The sequence below is a fragment of the Alteraurantiacibacter buctensis genome, from assembly GCF_009827655.1.
GTDB classification, from domain to species: Bacteria; Pseudomonadota; Alphaproteobacteria; order Sphingomonadales; family Sphingomonadaceae; genus Alteraurantiacibacter; species Alteraurantiacibacter buctensis.
The window spans coordinates 698,614-716,036 of record NZ_WTYV01000001.1 but is presented as its reverse complement, the minus strand read 5'-3'; the positions used below and the strand labels follow the sequence as shown (position 1 = coordinate 716,036).

At 67.6% G+C, this 17,423-nt stretch carries 13 protein-coding genes; 8 read left to right on the top strand and 5 right to left on the bottom strand.

Going from position 1 to position 17,423, the window contains the following annotated elements; genetic code table 11:
- Positions 1 to 14 precede the first annotated feature (14 nt).
- Both GRI99_RS03390 and GRI99_RS03385 read right to left on the bottom strand, forming a co-directional pair.
- The gene (locus GRI99_RS03390; RefSeq protein ID WP_160770560.1) at positions 15 to 1,034 is read right to left on the bottom strand and encodes a cupin-like domain-containing protein; all 1,020 of its coding nucleotides are present in this window, start codon (positions 1,032 to 1,034) and stop codon (positions 15 to 17) included.
- An 18-nt stretch (positions 1,035 to 1,052) separates the two neighbouring features.
- Positions 1,053 to 3,575 carry a glycoside hydrolase family 3 protein gene (locus GRI99_RS03385; protein WP_337192844.1) on the bottom strand — a complete coding sequence of 841 codons (2,523 nt, stop codon included), beginning with the start codon at positions 3,573 to 3,575 and terminating at the stop codon, positions 1,053 to 1,055.
- 197 nt (positions 3,576 to 3,772) lie between these two features.
- On the opposite strand from GRI99_RS03385, the gene GRI99_RS03380 reads away from it, so the two are divergent.
- Entirely contained in the window at positions 3,773 to 6,010 is a 2,238-nt protein-coding gene (locus GRI99_RS03380; protein ID WP_160770558.1) for a glycoside hydrolase family 3 N-terminal domain-containing protein, read from the top strand.
- A complete protein-coding gene (locus GRI99_RS03375; protein ID WP_160770557.1) occupies positions 6,007 to 8,814 on the top strand; it encodes a glycoside hydrolase family 31 protein in 2,808 nt (935 codons plus the stop codon). Before GRI99_RS03380 ends, GRI99_RS03375 begins: the two co-directional genes overlap by 4 nt.
- A gap of 76 nt (positions 8,815 to 8,890) precedes the next feature.
- Here GRI99_RS03375 and GRI99_RS03370 read toward each other — a convergent pair whose 3' ends face one another.
- Both GRI99_RS03370 and GRI99_RS03365 read right to left on the bottom strand, forming a co-directional pair.
- Positions 8,891 to 9,064: a Flp family type IVb pilin gene (locus GRI99_RS03370; RefSeq protein WP_160770556.1), complete on the bottom strand. Its 174-nt coding sequence runs from the start codon at positions 9,062 to 9,064 to the stop codon at positions 8,891 to 8,893.
- Between the two features lie 234 nt (positions 9,065 to 9,298).
- A complete protein-coding gene (locus GRI99_RS03365) occupies positions 9,299 to 9,469 on the bottom strand; it encodes a Flp family type IVb pilin (protein ID WP_160770555.1) in 171 nt (56 codons plus the stop codon).
- Positions 9,470 to 9,886: 417 nt separating this feature from the next.
- Between GRI99_RS03365 and GRI99_RS03360 the strand changes: the two genes are divergently transcribed.
- Both GRI99_RS03360 and GRI99_RS03355 read left to right on the top strand, forming a co-directional pair.
- Positions 9,887 to 10,906, top strand: a complete 1,020-nt coding sequence (locus GRI99_RS03360) for a glycoside hydrolase family 5 protein (protein ID WP_160770554.1) — start codon at positions 9,887 to 9,889, stop codon at positions 10,904 to 10,906.
- Between the two features lie 97 nt (positions 10,907 to 11,003).
- On the top strand, positions 11,004 to 12,314 hold the full coding sequence (locus GRI99_RS03355; RefSeq protein WP_160770553.1) for an MFS transporter: 1,311 nt from the start codon (positions 11,004 to 11,006) through the stop codon (positions 12,312 to 12,314).
- Positions 12,315 to 12,830: 516 nt separating this feature from the next.
- Here GRI99_RS03355 and GRI99_RS03350 read toward each other — a convergent pair.
- Complete coding sequence (locus GRI99_RS03350) at positions 12,831 to 14,015, bottom strand: Gfo/Idh/MocA family protein (RefSeq protein WP_202392903.1); 1,185 nt, start codon at positions 14,013 to 14,015, stop codon at positions 12,831 to 12,833.
- Positions 14,016 to 14,136: 121 nt separating this feature from the next.
- Between GRI99_RS03350 and GRI99_RS03345 the strand changes: the two genes are divergently transcribed.
- From GRI99_RS03345 to GRI99_RS03330, 4 genes are read left to right on the top strand one after another with little or no spacing between them, the layout of a single operon-like run.
- The gene (locus GRI99_RS03345) at positions 14,137 to 15,084 is read left to right on the top strand and encodes an SMP-30/gluconolactonase/LRE family protein (protein ID WP_160770552.1); all 948 of its coding nucleotides are present in this window, start codon (positions 14,137 to 14,139) and stop codon (positions 15,082 to 15,084) included.
- The gene (locus GRI99_RS03340) at positions 15,084 to 15,779 is read left to right on the top strand and encodes a nuclear transport factor 2 family protein (RefSeq protein ID WP_160770551.1); all 696 of its coding nucleotides are present in this window, start codon (positions 15,084 to 15,086) and stop codon (positions 15,777 to 15,779) included. Before GRI99_RS03345 ends, GRI99_RS03340 begins: the two co-directional genes overlap by 1 nt.
- Positions 15,776 to 16,483, top strand: coding sequence for a nuclear transport factor 2 family protein (locus tag GRI99_RS03335; RefSeq protein WP_160770550.1), 708 nt, complete (start codon positions 15,776 to 15,778; stop codon positions 16,481 to 16,483). Before GRI99_RS03340 ends, GRI99_RS03335 begins: the two co-directional genes overlap by 4 nt.
- Before the next feature lie 2 nt (positions 16,484 to 16,485).
- Complete coding sequence (locus tag GRI99_RS03330) at positions 16,486 to 17,271, top strand: nuclear transport factor 2 family protein (RefSeq protein ID WP_160770549.1); 786 nt, start codon at positions 16,486 to 16,488, stop codon at positions 17,269 to 17,271.
- Positions 17,272 to 17,423 lie beyond the last annotated feature (152 nt).

Below are 17,423 nucleotides of genomic sequence, written 5' to 3'. Positions count from 1 at the left end.
CTCTCCCCTTGTGGTTATCCCGATCCCAGCACTTGCAGCACGAACCGGCGAATCCGCTCGTCCCGCTCGGTCGAGGGCGGGCCGGTCACGCCCCGGGCGAGCGGCGGCAGGTGGGCGGCGACCTCGCTCGCATCGTCCCCGAACACGAAGTGGTCGAACCAGGCCCGCCAGGCCGCCCGCTGCGGCGCTGGCAGGTCGCGCACGGCCAGCATGGCGTGGACCATGGCCAGGAAGCCGCCGCCGCGCTGCACATCGTTGTGCCAGTAATTGACCATCAGGTTGACCGGATCTTGCGCTGCCACGTGATGCCACCACAAGGTGGGTATGTAGAGCGCGTCCCCCGGCTCAAGCTCCGCCACCAGGCCGTGCGGCTCTGCCTCGGCATAGCGCGGGAAACGCGCCAGATCGGGGGCAAGCGGATCGGCCATGGAAACCGGCTGTCCCGCCAGCGTCACGTCCAGCGGGCCGACGTAGAGGTTGGCCACCTGCTCGGGCGGGAACAGGGTAAAGCGGCGGCGGCCGCAGACCACCACGGCGAAGTTGTCGGACAGGTCGAAATGGGTGGCCGCCTGCGTGGCATTGCCCAACCACAGGCGGGCCGTGGCGCCCATACCGTCGACCAGTGGCAGGGGATGGGTGGCTGAAAAGCGCGGAACGTGCAGGTCTGCCGGTGCGGCTCCGGCGTAGATGCCAATCGGCTCCGCCTCCCCAGCAATGGCCAGCAGGTGTTGCGCCAGGTGGGCCAGCGGGGCCTTCTCGCGTCGGAAGTTGAAGCCGCGCATGTCGGGACCGTAGAAGAACCGTCCGCGCTCGGATGGTGGGGCGACCATGATCTCGGCCGGGGCGCCGCTGTCCATCGCCACCACCTGGCCGATCACCTCTTGCGGGGAGCGGGCGGCCGCCTGCACCAGCGGCCAGTGCGCCGCCACTCCGCGCAATACCACGGGGCGGTATCGCGGCCTGACCTCGCGCTCGAACCACTCCGGTCCGGGAGGGCCGGCGTCACAGGCTGCAATTTCCTCCACCGGCTGCATGGGTGGCGATCCTCTCTGTTATGAGCAGGGCAGCACGACCTCCGCGTCGGTGCCCAGCCGCACTTCTGCCAGCGAAAGGTCCGCCGCACCACTCGTGGTCAGGATGAACGGCGCGCCCAGGCTGGCCATGTCGATCCCCTTGTCGCGCAGGCACCTGAGGGCCATGCCATAGCGCACGAAGCGGTTGCCGGCTGTCAGGGTGAGCGGAACCGTGGCCAGCGTGCCATCGCTGGCACGCATCCCAAGCGCCAGGCTGGCGGGCACCTGGTCGGCGCGCAGGGTGAACAGCAGCAGCACGTCGCCATTGGTCTCGCGGGTGATATCCACCGCGTCGAAGTTGCCCAGCGAGATCGCCGTATCGCCGCCGGTGATCTGGAAGCGCCGCGCACCTTCCTGCACCGTGGTATCGATGGCGGTGATCCGGGCCCGCCCTTCCAGTGCGGCGGCGGGCACAGTGGTCACGCGGGTCTGGCTGCCCGGCGCACCGGGATCGGTGACATAGAGCGACCACGAACTGGCGGGCACCCCGGCCGAGAACCAGGTGCGGCTGTCGCTCCCCTGCACCGCCACCAGCGGCAGGTCGGCCCAGGCCGTGCGGGGGGAGGAGTAGGAGAGGCCATGGCCGCGCGGGTACAGTGCGCCATCGGCCATGTCCGGCGTGCGCGGCCAGGCGGCGGGCAGGCGGCCGGTGAAATCAAACCGCGGATGCCCGTGCGCATCGCCCACCAGTACGTCGGCCAGGCCATGGCCGCCCTCGCTGCCCGGCAGCCAGGTGACCACGAAGGCATCGGCACTGTTCAGCGCCTCGTTCACATAGAGCGGGCGGCCGGTGATCATGACCGCCACCACGGGAATGCCCTGCTGGCGCAGGCGCTGCATGGTGGCATAGGGGCCGGTCAGGTCTGCATCCAGGGCCAGCGTGGCCCGGTCGCCCTGGAATTCGGCATAGGGCCGCTCACCAAACACCACCACTGCTGCATCGGGGCGCTGGGTGAACGTGCCATCGGGCGACAGTTCGGCGCTGCCGCCACCGGCTTCCACCGCTTGGCGCAGGCCGGCCCACAGGCTGGTGGCGCCGGGGAAATGGTCGTTGTTGAGGCCCGTGCCCTGCCAGGTGAGGGTCCAGCCCCCGCTCTGGCGCGCTACGTCGTCCGCCCCGTCACCGGCTACCAGCAGGCGCCCGCCGGGAGCCAGCGGCAGCACGCCATCGTTGCGCAGCAGGACGAGGGACTTCCTCACCGCCTCGCGCGCCAGGTCGCGGTGCTCGGGGCTCCCCAGCAGGTTCCACTGGCCCGAGAGAGGGCGGGCAGACGGGGTGGGCGCATCCAGCAGGCCCAGGCGTGCCTTCACCGTCAGGATGCGCGTTACCGCCTCGTCAATGCGGGCCAGGGGAATTTCGCCGCTGCGGGCGCGGGCCAGCAGGTCGTTCCAGATCGGCCGCCAGGTATCGGGGGCCATGTACATGTCCACGCCGGCCAGCAGCGCGCGCGGGCAGCTTTCGTTGGTGCAGCCGGCCACCTGGCCGTGGGCGTTCCAGTCGCTCACCACGAAGCCGCCAAAGTCCATCCGGTCCTTCAGCACGCCGGTCAGCAGGCTATAGTTGCCGGTCATCTTCTGGCCCTGCCAGCTGGAGAAGCTGGCCATCACCGTGCCCACGCCCGCCGCCGTGGCCGGGCCATAAGGCGCGCCGTGGATATCGCGCAGCTCTTCCTCGCTGACGGTGGAATCGCCCTGGTCCACGCCGTTGTCTGTGCCGCCATCGGCCAGGAAGTGCTTGGTGCTGGCGATTACGTAAGGGCCGGCCAGCAGGTTCTGGCTGTTAGGCAGCCCCTGCAGTCCGCGCACCATGGCGCCCACATAGCTGGCGACCAGCGCCGGATCGGATGAATAGCCTTCATAGGCCCGGCCCCAGCGCCAGTCCTGCGGCACGGCCACGGTGGGGGCAAAGGTCCATTCCTGCCCGGTCACGCGGATTTCCTGCGCGGTCGCGCGGCCAATCCGTTCCACCAGCGCGGCATCGTGCATCGCGCCCAGGCCCACGTTGTGCGGAAACAGGGTGGCGCCGATGATGTTGGAATGGCCGTGAACCGCGTCGGTCCCCCAGATCACGGGAATGCCCGCGCCGCCATCGGACCGGTCGGTGCTGGCGGCCCAGAACTCGTCCGCCAGCCGCAGCCAGTCCTGCGCCGGGGCCAGGTCATTGCCATAGGGGCCGGAATTGCCACCGTTGAGCACCGAACCCAGGTTGAACTGGCGCACCTCGTCCGGCGTGACGCAGCAGATATCGGCCTGGACAAGCTGGCCGATCTTTTCCTCCAGCGTCATGCGCGCCAGCAGCGCGGCCACGCGGGCCTGGTCTGCCGCAGGGGTCACCACGGGATAGTCGTAGGCCGGCCAGCGATCGGGATGGGCGGTGCCGGCACCATCGTCCAGCGGCGCAATGGCTGCCACGGGAGCCGCCGCCTGCCGCGCCGTTCCGGTGGTTCCCGCACAGGCACCGACAACCAATCCTGCAAGGCCAACCACGGCCCACCTGCCCACGCGCACCATTCCTGTCCCCTCCGTCCCGCCATGAGTCAGTGGCGAGAATCTTGACTATGTGAGCGCTAACATCATAAGTCCTGCAGTCAATGTCAAAGGCAAATGCAAAAGCCTTGGCGATAAGGGGATGGATGATGGTGAAACGCGGTGGTGTAACGGCTTTGGCCCTGTGCCTGTTAGCGGTACCGTTTGGCCCGATGGAGGTTGTCGCGCAGCAAGCCCCTGCCACCCGTCCTGACCGCTCTCCCGAAGCCCTGCTGGCGCAGATGACGCTGGACGAAAAGATCGGCCAACTGGTCCAGCGCATGGGCGGCCGCCAGCGCGCGCTCAACAGCCGGCTGGGGCCGGACGAGCTGGAGCGCGTGCGCTTGGGCGAGGTCGGCTCCTACCTCCACGTGGCGGGTGCGGAACCCCTGCGCGAACTGCAGCGGGTGGCGGTGGAAGAAAGCCGGCTGGGCATTCCGCTGCTGTTCTCGATGGACGTGGTCCATGGCTACCGCACGATCTTCCCCGTGCCGCTGGGCATAGCGGCAAGCTGGGACCCTGACATGGCCCGCCTGCACGCCCGCGTGGCGGCGGTAGAGGCCAGCGCGGCGGGCCTGCACTGGACCTTCGCCCCGATGGTGGACGTGGCGCGCGATCCGCGCTGGGGCCGCATCGTCGAGGGCGGGGGCGAAGACCCCTATCTGGGCAGCCGCATGGGCGAGGCGCAGGTTTACGGCTTCCAGGGCGATGACCTGGCCGCTTGCGACACGATCATCGCCGGCACCAAGCATTTCGGGGCATACGGCGCGGCCGAGGGCGGGCGCGACTATGCCGAGGCGAACCTGTCCGAACGGTCCCTGCGGGAAACCTTCCTGCCCCCGTTCGAGGCGGCGGCCCGGGCCGGCACGGCCAGCTACATGACAGCGTTCAACACCATCGGCGGGGTGCCCACCACCGCCAACGCCGCCCTGCTTCGCGACCTGCTGCGCGGCGAGTGGGGCTGGCAGGGGCTGCTGCTGAGCGACTGGCGCGCGCTGGAGGAACTGGAGGCCCACGGCGTGGCCGAGAACCGCGCCCATGCAGCCCAGCTCGCCCTGCGCGCCGGGGTGGACATGGACATGGTGGCCGATGTCTATGCCAACGAACTGAAGGCCGCGCTGGAGGCAGACCCTGCGCTGCTGCCCTTGCTGGACCAGGCGGTGCTGAATGTTCTGCGGGTGAAGGAGCGGCTGGGCCTGTTCGCCAACCCCTATGCCTATCATGACAGTGCGCGCGAGGCAGCGGTGATGCTTTCGCCCGAACACCGCGCGGCGGCGCGAACCGTGGCCGAACGCTCGATCGTGCTGCTGAAGAACGAAGGCAACGTCCTGCCGTTGGCGGCTACGGCGGGCCGGGTGGCGCTGATCGGGTCGCTGGCGGACGATGCCCGCAGCGCCATCGGCAGCTGGAAGGCACAGGGGCAGGAGGGCGAGATGGTGACCCTGCGCGCCGCGTTGCAGGCGGCCCGCGCCGAGGTCACCTATACTCCCGCCATCGGCCCGCGTGACGAGGACCGGGCCGGCATTGCCGCCGCCGTTTCCGCCGCCCGCGCGGCGGATGTGGTCGTGCTGGCACTGGGCGAGGATTTCGACCTGACCGGCGAGGCGCGCAGCCGCGCAGACCTGACGCTGCCCGGCCTCCAGCGCGACCTGCTGGCCGCCGTCGCCGCCACCGGCAAGCCGCTGGTGGTCGTGCTGATGGGCGGGCGGCCGCTGGCCATTCCCGAGGTTGATGACGCCGCCGATGCCGTGCTCGCCACCTGGCTGCTGGGCACCGAGAGCGGCCCGGCGATCACCCGCGTGCTGCTGGGCGAGGTCAACCCGGCGGGTCGCCTGCCGGCCACCTTCCCGCGCGCCACGGGGCAGGTGCCCTTTACCTATGACCAGATGCCCACGGGTCGCCCGGCCGATGCCGACCTGTCGCGCGACAGCACGCGCTATCACGATCTGGCCATAACCCCGCTCTATGCCTTCGGCCACGGTCTCAGCTACACCAGCTTCACCTATGGCGAGGCACGCGTGGACCGGGGCGAAGTGGCGGCCGATGGCGGCACGGTTACGGTCACCGTGCCGGTCACCAACAGCGGCGCTGTGGCGGGGGATGAAGTGGTGCAGCTCTACATGCGCGATCCCGTCGCCAGCGTCTCGCGCCCGGTGATGCAGTTGCGCGGCTTTGCCCGCGTGGCGCTGCAACCGGGGGAGACGAAGCGCGTGGCCTTCACCCTCAGCCCCGCGCAGTTTGCCCTGTGGGGGCAGCAGGGCGGATGGGTGATCGAGCCGGGGCGGATCGACCTGATGGTCGGCGCGTCCTCAGCTGACATCCGCAGCCGCACCGCCCTTACCATCACCGGCACCGCGCGGGGCACCGTTTCGCCCGCCGCCCTGGCCACCACCACGGAGATCCTGCCATGAAGCGCCTCATCGCCTGTGCCCTGCTGGCCAGTGCCGCCATGCCCGCTGCCGCGTTTGCGGGATCGGTGGAGCAGGTGCCGCACGGCATGGTCGTCACCACCGATGCGGGCCAAAAGGTGCGCGTGCTGGCCTATGCCGACGGCACCTTCCGCGTGAGCGTGGCTGACGATCTGGCGCAGGTGCCGCAAAGCTACATGGTGGTGCGCCAGGCCGATGGCGATCCGCTTTTCACGCAGGAGGGACAGACCGCCCGCCTGACCCTGTTCAGCGGCCATGCCGTGGTGGGGCTGAGCGACGGGCGCTTGACCGTCTACGACCGCACCGGCGCCGTGCTGCTGGACGAATATGCCCCCGCGCGGCGGCTCGATCCGGTGAGCATCGAAGGCCAGCCCTGGCTCAGCACCCGCGTCCAGTTCAACCGCGGGACGGACGAGGGGCTCTATGGCCTGGGCCAGCACCAGAACCGGCAGATGAACTATAACGGCGAGGATGTGGAACTGGCCCAGCACAACATGGCCATCGCCGTGCCATACCTGGCCTCCACGCGCGGCTATGGCCTGCTGTGGGACAACAACAGCATCACCCGCGTGGGCGATGCGCGGCCCTACCAGCGACTGCAACTGGACTGGCGGGCCAGCTATTTCCTGGGTGACCGACTGGCGGTGGAACGGCGCGAGCCGACTATCGATTACCAGTACATCCGCGACCAGACGCGCTGGCCGGAGGCAGCGAAAGCGCGGACCGAGGCGGCCACCACCGGGCAGAACACCGCTGGCAATGCGGTGGAAACGCAGAGTGTTGTCTGGACCGGCCGCTATCGCCCCACCACCACCGGCACGCACAAGTTCCGCCTCTATTCATCCAGTTACGTTCGCGTTTTCGCCAATGGCGAGGAAGTGCTGAACCGCTGGCGGCAGAACTGGAACCCCTGGTACCACAACTTCGAGCTGGACCTGACGCGGGGCCGCGCGGTGGACCTGCGCATCGAATGGATCCCCAACCAGGGCTATATCGCGCTGGACCACGCCGATCCCCTGCCGGAAGCAGACCGCCACTCGGTGAGCTTTGCCAGCGATGCGGGCAAGGCGATCGACTACTACGTGGTTCCGGCGGAAACGATGGACGGGGCCATTGCCGGATACCGCCGCCTCACGGGCCAGGCACCGATGATGCCGCGCTGGGCCTATGGCTTCTGGCAATCGCGCCAGCGCTATACCTCGCAGGCGGAATTGCTGGGGGTGCTGGACAGCTATCGCGCCGCGCAGATCCCGATCGACAACATCGTGCAGGACTGGTTCTACTGGCCAGAAGACCAGTGGGGCTGCCACTGCTTCGATCCCGTGCGCTTCCCCGATCCGGCAGGCATGGTGCGCACCGTTCACGACGCCAATGCGCGAGTGATGATCAGCGTCTGGCCGAAGTTCTACCCCACCACGCAGCACGGCGCGGAATTGGCGGCGCAGGGCTGGCTGTACCAGCGGCCGCTGGAGGCGCAGCAGCGCGACTGGGTGGGGCCGGGCTATGCCAACACCTTCTACGATCCCTATGTGCCGGCCTCGCGCGATCTCTATTTCCGGCAGATCCGCGATACGCTGGTGGGCCAGGGCTTCGATGCCTGGTGGATGGACGCGACCGAGCCGGACTGGCACTCCAATCTGTCGGTGGAGGAACGGGCGTTCCAGATGACCAGTGCGGCCACCGGCCTGCCGGGTGCGGCGATCTTCAACTCCTATCCGCTGGTCCACGCCGAGGGGATGGCCAATGGCCTCCGTGCCGCGCAGCCGGAGCGGCGGCCTTTCATCCTCACCCGCAGCGGCTTTGGCGGGATCCAGCGCACCAGTTCCGCCCTGTGGAGCGGCGACGTGGCGGCGCGGTGGGACGATTTGCGCGACCAGATCAGCGCGGGCACCAACCTCAGCGTGGCGGGCGTGCCCAACTGGACGCACGACATCGGCGGCTTCGCGGTGGAGGACCGCTATTCGCGCGAATATCCGGCAGACCTGCCCGAATGGCGCGAGCTGTATCTGCGCTGGTTCCAGTTCGGGGCCTTCAGCCCGCTGTTCCGCAGCCACGGCGAGTTCCCCCAGCGCGAGACGCCGATCATCGCGGCGGGCGATCCGGCGATGCTGGAGGGCCTGACTTACTACCACCGCCTGCGCTATCGCCTGTTGCCCTATATCTACACCCTGGCGGCAGACACGCACTTTGCCGATGGCACGATCATCCGCCCCCTGGTGATGGATTTCGAAGCCGACCGCCGCACCTGGGATATCGATGACCAGTACATGTTCGGCCCCGCCATCATGGTCGCCCCGGTGACCGAGTTCGGCGCGCGGCAGCGGACAGTGTATCTGCCTGCGGGCACCGATTGGTACGATGCCGCCACCGGCCGGCGCCACGCAGGGGGGCAGACGATCACGGTTGCCGCCCCGCGCGAACGGGTGCCGCTGTTCGTGCGCGCCGGGGCGATCGTGCCCATGGGCCCGCTGGTGCAGCACACCGGCGAGGATCCGCAAGGGTCACTGACGGTCCACGTCTTCGCCGGTGATGATGGAGCCTTCAGCCTGTACGAGGACCAGGGCGAGGACATGGGCTACGCGCAGGGGCAATATGCCCGCGTGCCGCTGGCCTGGCACGATGCCACCCGCGTGCTGGCGCTGGGCGAGCGGCAGGGCAGTTTCCCCGGCATGGCGCAATGGCGCGAGGTGACCGTGGTGGTGCACGATGGCACCGGCGATCCGGCCCCGGTGTTCGAAACGGAAGGCTCGGGCGGCGTGCTCTATTCGGGTGCGGCAATGCCTTGATGGCAAAAAGAAAGGGGCGGCAGGTTGTCCCGCCGCCCCGATCACCAATCCGATCCCGCAGGACCGACCGGCCGGGTTAGGTGTTGGCCGACTCCAGCTTGCTGTCGACGGTCGAGAAGGTCGTGCTCAGCTCATCGCCCAGATTGTCGAGGGCGGTGATGGCGGCCACGGCAACAAGGGCCGCGATCAGGCCGTATTCAATGGCGGTGGCGCCGGCTTCGTCGCGCAGCATGGTCTTGAAGAAGGTCATGATAGTCTCCTGGATTACAGTAACTTGTACTTGGTCCCAGCGAGATTTTCGCCCCGGACACCGGCAGGATTATGGGTCCATGATTAAGAAAGTGCCCCCGGGAACTCCTTAACCGGCTTTAGGGATTTGCGCGCCTGGCCCAGGTGCGGTGTCCGCAGGCACAAGAAAAGGGCGGCAGGTTGCCCTGCCGCCCCGATCTTTCGCCTGGCCCGGAAGGTCCGGACCAGTCGGCTATTAGTTAGCCGACTCGAGCTTGCTGTCGACGGTCGAGAAGGTCGTGCTCAGCTCGTCGCCCAGGTTGTCGAGGGCGGTGATGGCGGCAACGGCCACCAGAGCAGCGATCAGGCCGTATTCGATGGCGGTGGCGCCGGCTTCGTCGCGCAGCATGTTCTTGAAGAAGGTCATGATAGTCTCCTGGTTTAGTAGTCTTCGGTACCCGGTCCAAAGCGAGGTTTCCCCCTCGGACATCGCCTCTTCTAGACACCAGGTTTGAAAGAAGGCTCTCCGGTTATGGTTAATGCGGAGTAAAATTCCGCCCTTTCTGGCAGGCCGCATTAAGGGCTGCGGACCTGTGGATAAGCTGGGCGTAACCTTTTGCTCTCGGGGGCAGCGGCTGGCTGGCGATATGTCACACGGGGTCTGGCGATACGGTTTCACGCTTGTCGGGCACTTGCCCCGGGGCCTTCGGTAAGGAGAAAGTTACGAAGTGCCTTAACCACGATATCGCGCCCCATGCGCCAATTTGCGGTCCTGACAAGCGGCATGGGGAGCGCTACCATCAAGAGATGCCGGCCTGGACCGGACCGATGGGGGAGAGCAGGGATGACAAGGATCGGCACCCTTCTGGCGCTGGCTTCGGCATTGGCCCTGGCCGGCTGCGCGCCCGTTGCCGCGCCGTCTGGCCCGCCTGCCAGCGCAATCCAGGCGCCTGCCGGCAGCCCCGTTGCCCGCCACGGTGCGCTGCACGTGGCCGATGGCCGGGTGGCGGACAGCCACGGCCAGCCGGTAACGCTGCGCGGGATGAGCCTGTTCTGGTCGCAATGGGCACCGCAGTACTACAATGCCCAGACCGTCGCCTGGCTGGCCAGCGACTGGAAGGTGAGCGCGGTGCGCGCCGCGATCGCGGCCGAAGGGCAGGACAGTGCCCTCACCCACATGGACCGCGAGATCGCCAAGGCGGCAACGGTGATCGATGCCGCGGTGGCCCAGGGCATCTATGTCATCGTAGACTGGCACGCCCACCGCCAGCACCCGGCGGAGGCGGAGCGGTTCCTGGCCGAACTGGCCCGCCGCTATGGCCACCTGCCCAACGTGATCTGGGAGCCCTTCAACGAACCGCTGCGCGACAACGTGGACTGGAGCCGCGATGTGAAGCCTTATCACGAGCGGATGGTGGCGACGATCCGGGCCCATGATCCCGACAATCTGATCGTGCTGGGCAGCCCAAGCTGGAGCCAGGACGTGGACATGGCCGCGCGCGATCCGGTGCCGGGCGACAACCTGGTCTATACGCTCCATTACTACGCCGCGACCCATAAGGCAGAGCTGCGCGCCAAGGCCGATGCCGCGCTGGCGGCGGGGCTGGCGCTGATGATCACCGAATACGGGGTGGTGGAAGCCACCGGCAACGGGCCGGTCGACCTGGCCAGCAGCCAGGAATGGTGGGACTGGGCGGAACGGAACGGTGTGTCCTACCTCGCCTGGTCGATCGGTGACCGCAACGAGACCAGCGCGGCCCTGCAACCCGGCGCACCGACCTGGGGCTGGGGGGACGGGCAACTGACCCCGGCGGGCCGGCTGATGCGCGCTCACCTGCGAAGGGCGGCTGGATTGCCACGCTAAGAGCTGTCGTGCGGTCATCTCGAGCAGGGGGGACTTTGGCTTGACCTCACCCTAGCCTCGCTTATGGTAGCGCTATCAGAGGGAGAGGGAACGGCAGATGTCCCACAAGATGGCAACTCCGGCGAAGCCCGCCGGCAATTACCGCTGGGGCATCTGCGCGATGCTGTTTTGCGTCATCACCATCAACTATATCGACCGGCAGGTGATCGGCGTGCTGAAGCCGGTGATCGAGGATGACCTGGGCTGGTCCGAGGTGGACTATGCCAACATCGTCACCGCCTTCCAGGCCAGCTATGCCGTGGGGCTGCTGCTGGTGGGCCGCTGGCTGGACAAGGTCGGCACCCGCAAGGGGCTGGCCATTGCTCTTGCCCTGTGGAGCCTTGCCGCCTGCTTCCATGCCGCCGCGCGCAGCGTGCTGGCCTTCGTGCTGGCGCGGCTGATGCTGGGGCTGGCGGAGGCGGCGGCTTATCCCGGCGCGGTCAAGTCGGTGGCCGAATGGTTCCCCCGGCGCGAGCGGGCGCTGGGCGTGGGCATCCTGAATGCAGGCGCCAACGTGGGCGTGGTGCTGACCCCGATCATCGCCATCGGCATTGCCGGGGCATACGGCTGGCAGGCAGCCTTCCTCGCCACCGGCGCGGTGGGGTTCGTGGTGCTGTGGGGCTGGCTGCGGTTCTTCCGCAGTCCCGCCGAGCACCCCTCGGTCACGGACGAGGAACGTGCCTGGATCACGCAGGATGGCGAGGACGTGGCCGGCAAGCCGCTTGGCTGGCAGCAGGCGCTGGGCCAGCGGCAGACCTGGTACTTCGTGGCGGGCAAGTTCTTCACCGATCCGGTGTGGTACCTGTTCCTGTTCTGGCTGCCGGATTTCTTCAAGACCACGCAAGGGATGGACCTGTTTCCCAAGGCTGAGAGCGGGATCCTGTCCACTATCGGCCCGGCGCTGATCGGGGTCTACCTGCTGGCCGATATCGGCGCGATTGCCGGCGGCTGGCTGTCATCGCACCTGATCGGGCGCGGCTGGACCGTCAACCGCGCCCGCAAGGCCACGCTGTTCGGCGCCGCCCTGCTGGCCGTGCCAATGGTGGGTGTGGCGGACGTTGCCAGCCCGCTGACGGCGGTGCTGCTGATCGGCCTCGGCACGGCCGCGCACCAGGCCTTTTCCAGCAACATCTTCGCCATGATCAGCGACCTCTACCCCCGCCGCGCCGTGGCGACCGTGGCCGGCATCGGCGGTGCGGCCGGCGCGGTGGGCGGCATGCTGATCGCCCAGGCGACCGGGTGGACGCTGGAGCTGACCGGGAGCTACACCCCGATCGTGATCTACGCCGGACTGGCCTACCTGATCGCCTTCGCGGTGATCCAGGCACTGGTGCCAAGGATGGAGCCGGCGCGGATGGTGGGGGAGTAGGGACTATCACCTCACGTCATTGCGAGGCCAAAGGCCGAAGCAATCCAGCGCGGGGTACGCGGCCCTGGATTGCTTCGCTCCGCTCGCAATGACGAACGAATGAGCAGGCCCACTTCAAACGACTCCGTTGCGGACCTTTCGCGCATAGGTAACAAGGTGCAATGAGCCATACCGCTTAGATCGCCGAGCTGGAGAAGCCCGAGTGAATGAGATTGTCGGAAGGCTTATCGTAAGCTTGTTCATGGTTGTCTTCGGTTTAGGTTGGTTTGCATACCATCTCCGTCGATTTTCAAAATGGCGGAACAGGCGATCCACCAATCCTGTCCTCTATTGGCTGATCTCTGCCTATAGCATTGGATGCATGCTATTCGGCGTTGCGTCAGCAATCCTTGGCGCAACGCTCGGTGCGCTGGGGGTATGAGCGCCAGCAATTGAAAAGCTGAGCCCACCATCGTGTAGCTTGCATCGGGAAGGTGCTGTGGACAGGCAGCTTCCTAACCAATCCGCCCTTTCACCTCACACCGCCAACCCCACCATCACCCGATCCCCCTCGGCATCCGCGCTGCGATAGATCGCCTCGATCAGCCGCATATCCCTGAGGCCCATCTCGCCCGGCGTCAGGTGCGGCACGCCCGCACGCGCGGCGCGGCTGAAGGCATCGATCTGCGCGGCGAACTGGCTGGTCGGGTCTCCGGCCCGGAACGTGCGCTGGGGCAGGTTGCCGCCGTCCATCGTGATGCTGTTGGCATCATAGGTGGTGGCGGGCTGCATCGCCGCGCTCGCGGCGCTGCCGAAATAGCACTGGCGGCTGAAATAGGGACTGTAGCAATAGCTGGACGAGCCCTGCACGCTGATCCCGCTGGCCATGCGCAGGCGGTATTCCACCGCGCCTTCCACTTCGGCAAAGCGCGGATCGTTCTGCGGGGTGGAGTAGGTGGCGCTGACCCAGTCCACCGTGTCGCCCGGCAGCATCATGAGCGAAGTGTTGAGGCCATAGATGCCGATGTCATACATCGACCCGCCGCCGCCGAGTGCCTTCTGCAGCCGCCAGATGTGCGGCGGCCAGTCGAAAGTGGCGTTGAAGCCGTGGTCGGCATTGATGTGGCGCAGCGTGCCCAGCTCGCCCGCGCGAATGCGGCGCAGCACGTCCACGTTGTTCGGCTCGAAATGCACGCGATAGGCCACGCCCAGTTGCCTGTTCGCCTGGCGGGCGGCGGCCACCATCGCTTCGGCCTCGGCCGCACTGGAGGCCATCGGCTTTTCGCACAATACGTGCTTGCCGGCTCTGAGCGCGCGGATCGTGTATTCGGCGTGCAGCCCCACGGGGAGGGCGATGTAGACACAGTCGATCTCCGGATCGGCGGCGATCTCGTCATAGTTGGTGTAGCTGTAGAACCGGCTGACGCCATAGCGCGCGCCAAGGTCGGCCTGCTTGGCGGGAGAGCCGCTGACGAAGGCGGTCAGGCGGCTGGCGTGCATGTCCCCGAAGCGCGGGATGATCTGGCCCACGGCATAGTTGCCCAGGCCCACCACGGCCCAACGCATCCGCTGCCCGGGTGGCTCGGGGAATGTGAAATCGCCTGCCAGCGTGGTGCCTTCCGCGCGCACTTGCGCGGCTGCGCGGCTGGCTCCGGCTGCGGCCAACGTTGCCCCGGCACCTGCCGCCAGCACCTGCCGGCGCGAAAGGCCGTTCCTGTCCATGATTCCCGATCCTCTCATTATGGTAGCGGTAACATTGCGCGAGAATACCGTGCGGCGCAAGGTTTGCCTTTCCACCCCTTCTCAAGCGATTATAACGGCCGTTACGGAGAGGGAGAATCCGTTGTCCAAGTCCATCACCCTGCGGCCTTTGCTGGCCAGCCTGCTGCTGGCCCCCGCTGCCGCCTGCGCCAGCGTGCCCGATGCCGCGCCGCCTGAAATCGTGTTACCGGGCGAGCGGCTGTTCCCCGAAAGCATCACCAGCGATGCGGCGGGCCATATCTACATCGGCAGCAATCCCGGCACCGTGTTCCGCGCGCGGGCGGGGGACAGCGTGGCGCAGCCGTTCATCGTGCCCGATGTCGCCAACGGCCTGGCCACCGTGTTCGGCGTGCTGGCGGACGAGAGGCGCGGCCTGCTGTGGGTCTGCTCCAATCCCCGGCAGGGTGACGGCGGCGCACCGGCGATCAAGAGCTTCCGGCTGGCCGATGGCGCGCTGGTGGCCAGCTATCCGCTTGCCATTGAAGGGCCCGCCATGTGCAACGACATGACTGTGGCCCCCGATGGCGCGGTCTATGCCAGCGAGATGATGGGCGGGCGGATCCTCAAGCTGGCCAATGGCGGTGCAACTTTCACCGAGTGGGCGCGCGATCCGGAATTCGCGACGGCTGACGGGATTGTGTGGGGCGGGGACGGGCAGCTTTACCTCAACGCCATCCAGCGCAACAACCTGGTGCGCGCCAACCGCGATGCGGCGGGCAACTTCGCCGGGGCAACGGTGCTGACCCCCTCGCGCCCGATGGGCGGGCCGGATGGCCTGCGCGCGCTGGGCGGCAACCGCTTCCTGCAGAGCGAGGGCAACGCCGGGCTGATCGCGCTGGTCACCATCGAAGGCGACCGGGCGGAGATCGCGGTGCTGGCCGATGGCATCGACTATGCCAGCGCCGTCACCGCCGTGGGCGGCCGCGCCTTCTATCCCGAGGGCAAATTGCGCTTCATGTTCGGCCCGCAAGCCGGGCAGGATCCGGGGCCGTTCGTGGTCCGCAACGTCGCTATTCCGGGGGGTGAGTGATGCGCCTGCTGCTTGCTGCAATTCTCTTCACCGTGCCCGTGCCCGCCGTGGCGCAGATGAGCGAGACGCAGGTCCGGGCCGAGGCGGCCGCGCTCACCCGCCGGGTGGAGGTGCTGGAAGGCAGCCGCGCGATCCGCAACCTGCAGCGCGCCTTCGGCTTCTATGTTGATCGCGGGCTGTGGGCCGATGCCGCCACGCTGTTCGCTGCCGATGGCACGATCGAGATCGGGGCCGACGGGGTCTACCAGGGGCCGCAGCGGATCGAGGAATACCTGCGCCGGCTGCATGGCGGCCAGGAGGGGCTGGTCTACGGCCAGCTCAACGAATGGGTCACGCTGCAACCGGCCATCGTGGTGGCGGATGATGCCATGAGCGCCACGGCCCGCTGGCGCGACCTGGGGATGCTGGGGCAGTATCGCAGCCACGCCGAATGGCGCGACGGGATCTACGAGAACACCTATGTTCGCGAGGGCGGGGTATGGAAGATCAACTCGCTGCACCTCTACGTGAACTTCGTCGCCCCCTATGCCCAAGGGTGGGCGCGGCTGGATGAAGGCGAGGGGCTGGCGCGCAGCCAGGCGAGCGTCGATTTCCCGCCGGACCGGCCCTTTACCGCCGCCCCCGCGCCGTTTCCCGCCGTGCAGGTGCCGCCGTTCAGCGCGCCCCATCCGGTTACGGGGAGGGCGGTACAGTGAAGCGCCTCCTTGCCCTGATCGCGCTGGCGCTGGCCCAACCTGCCTTCGCCCAGAGCGCCACGCCCGAGCAGCGTCTCGCCCAGATGCGCGAGCGGGTGGAGCGGCTGGAGGACCAGGACCAGATCGAACTGCTCCAGGCCACCTATGGCTATTACTTCGACAAGGGCCTGTGGACCCAGGTGGCGGCGTTGTTCAGCCGCAACGGGCGGTTCGAATATGGCCAGCGCGGCGTCTATATCGGGCGTGAGCGGATCCGGCGCGCCTTGCTGCTGTTCGGCCCGGAAGGCCTCTCGCCCGGCCGCCTCAACAACCACATGCAGTTGCAGGCGATCATTACCGTCGCGCCTGACGGGCAGACCGCCACGGCGCGCTGGCAGGGCATGGTCATGCTGGCCGAGCCAGGCGTGAACGGCCAGTGGGGCGTGGGGGTCTACGAGAACCGGTATGTGAAGGAAGGGGCCACGTGGCTGATATCCAGCCTGCACTTCTATCCGATGGCGCAGACCGATTACGATCTTGGCTGGATGCGCAGCGCCACGCAGATGGAAGGCCCCAGCGCCCTGTTCCCGCCGGACGAGCCACCGACTGAGGTCTATCGCAGCTATCCGGCGCAATACATTCCGCCGTTCAGTTATCCGCACCCGGTAACCGGCCAGCCGATCGAGCTGGTGCAGCCGCGCGACGATATTGCGGGGAGGGAGTGACGATGCGTTCGATAATCCTCGCTTGTCTGGCACTTGCCGCAGCCGTTCCCGCCGCCGCGCAGGATACCGGCGTGGACGGGACGCTGGACGCCCTAGACGCCCGCATTACCTGGCTGGAAGACCTGAACCAGATCGAGCGGCTCCAGCGCGCCTATGGCTACTTCGTCGACAAGGGCCAGTGGACCCATCTTGCCAACCTGTTTGCCGAGGATGCCACGCTGGAAATCGGCGGCAAGGGCATCTTCGTCGGGCGGGATCGCGTGCTGGAATACATGCAGACCGCTTTCGGCCCGGACGGGGCCAATCCCGGCGTGCTGGCCAACCACATGCAGTTCCAGACCGTGGTCAACACCAGCCCCGATGGCGAAACCGGCTGGCTGCGCGGCCGCGCCTTCGTGATGAGCAACGGCGGCTGGGGCCTGCCCCTTTACGAGGACGAGTTCGAGAAGGGCGCGGACGGGGTGTGGCGCATCAAGCGGCTGACCGGCCCCTTCACCATGTACACCAACTGGCAGGGCTGGGGGGAGAACGCGCTCAACAACACCTGGCCCGACAAGTTCAACCCGCCGCCGGACCTGCCGCCCAGCACGGTCTACCTGACCTATCCGGCCTATTACATCGCCCCGTTCCACTATCCCAACCCGGTAACCGGCGAGCCTTTCCGGCCCGATGTGGGCACGGTGGGCGCCTATCACGCGCCGCCCGGCACGGCGGCGCAGATGGAGGCGCTGGGGGTGGGGCGGCAGGCGGACGGTACGCAAGCCATCGCCTTGCCGCCGCAGGAATAGGGCTTTTCTACACCCGGCGGTTGCGAGCAGGACTATCACGTCGCCGGGCAGGGTCATGGAACACGGGCCCCGCGAAAGGTCACACACACGGTCGGGCAGATCCGGCGTAACAGATTGAGGGTTAAGGGTATTAGATGAAAGGTCACAGCAAC

Excerpts from the sequence above, each read along its gene's own strand:
- GRI99_RS03355 (WP_160770553.1), top strand. The coding sequence starts at position 11,004 with ATGTCCCACAAGATGGCAACTCCGGCGAAGCCCGCCGGCAATTACCGC.
- GRI99_RS03330 (WP_160770549.1), top strand. The coding sequence starts at position 16,486 with ATGCGTTCGATAATCCTCGCTTGTCTGGCACTTGCCGCAGCCGTTCCC.
- GRI99_RS03350 (WP_202392903.1), bottom strand. The coding sequence starts at position 14,015 with ATGGACAGGAACGGCCTTTCGCGCCGGCAGGTGCTGGCGGCAGGTGCC.
- GRI99_RS03375 (WP_160770557.1), top strand. The coding sequence starts at position 6,007 with ATGAAGCGCCTCATCGCCTGTGCCCTGCTGGCCAGTGCCGCCATGCCC.
- GRI99_RS03365 (WP_160770555.1), bottom strand. The coding sequence starts at position 9,469 with ATGACCTTCTTCAAGAACATGCTGCGCGACGAAGCCGGCGCCACCGCC.
- GRI99_RS03380 (WP_160770558.1), top strand. The coding sequence starts at position 3,773 with ATGGAGGTTGTCGCGCAGCAAGCCCCTGCCACCCGTCCTGACCGCTCT.
- GRI99_RS03390 (WP_160770560.1), bottom strand. The coding sequence starts at position 1,034 with ATGCAGCCGGTGGAGGAAATTGCAGCCTGTGACGCCGGCCCTCCCGGA.
- GRI99_RS03370 (WP_160770556.1), bottom strand. The coding sequence starts at position 9,064 with ATGACCTTCTTCAAGACCATGCTGCGCGACGAAGCCGGCGCCACCGCC.
- GRI99_RS03360 (WP_160770554.1), top strand. The coding sequence starts at position 9,887 with ATGACAAGGATCGGCACCCTTCTGGCGCTGGCTTCGGCATTGGCCCTG.
- GRI99_RS03340 (WP_160770551.1), top strand. The coding sequence starts at position 15,084 with ATGCGCCTGCTGCTTGCTGCAATTCTCTTCACCGTGCCCGTGCCCGCC.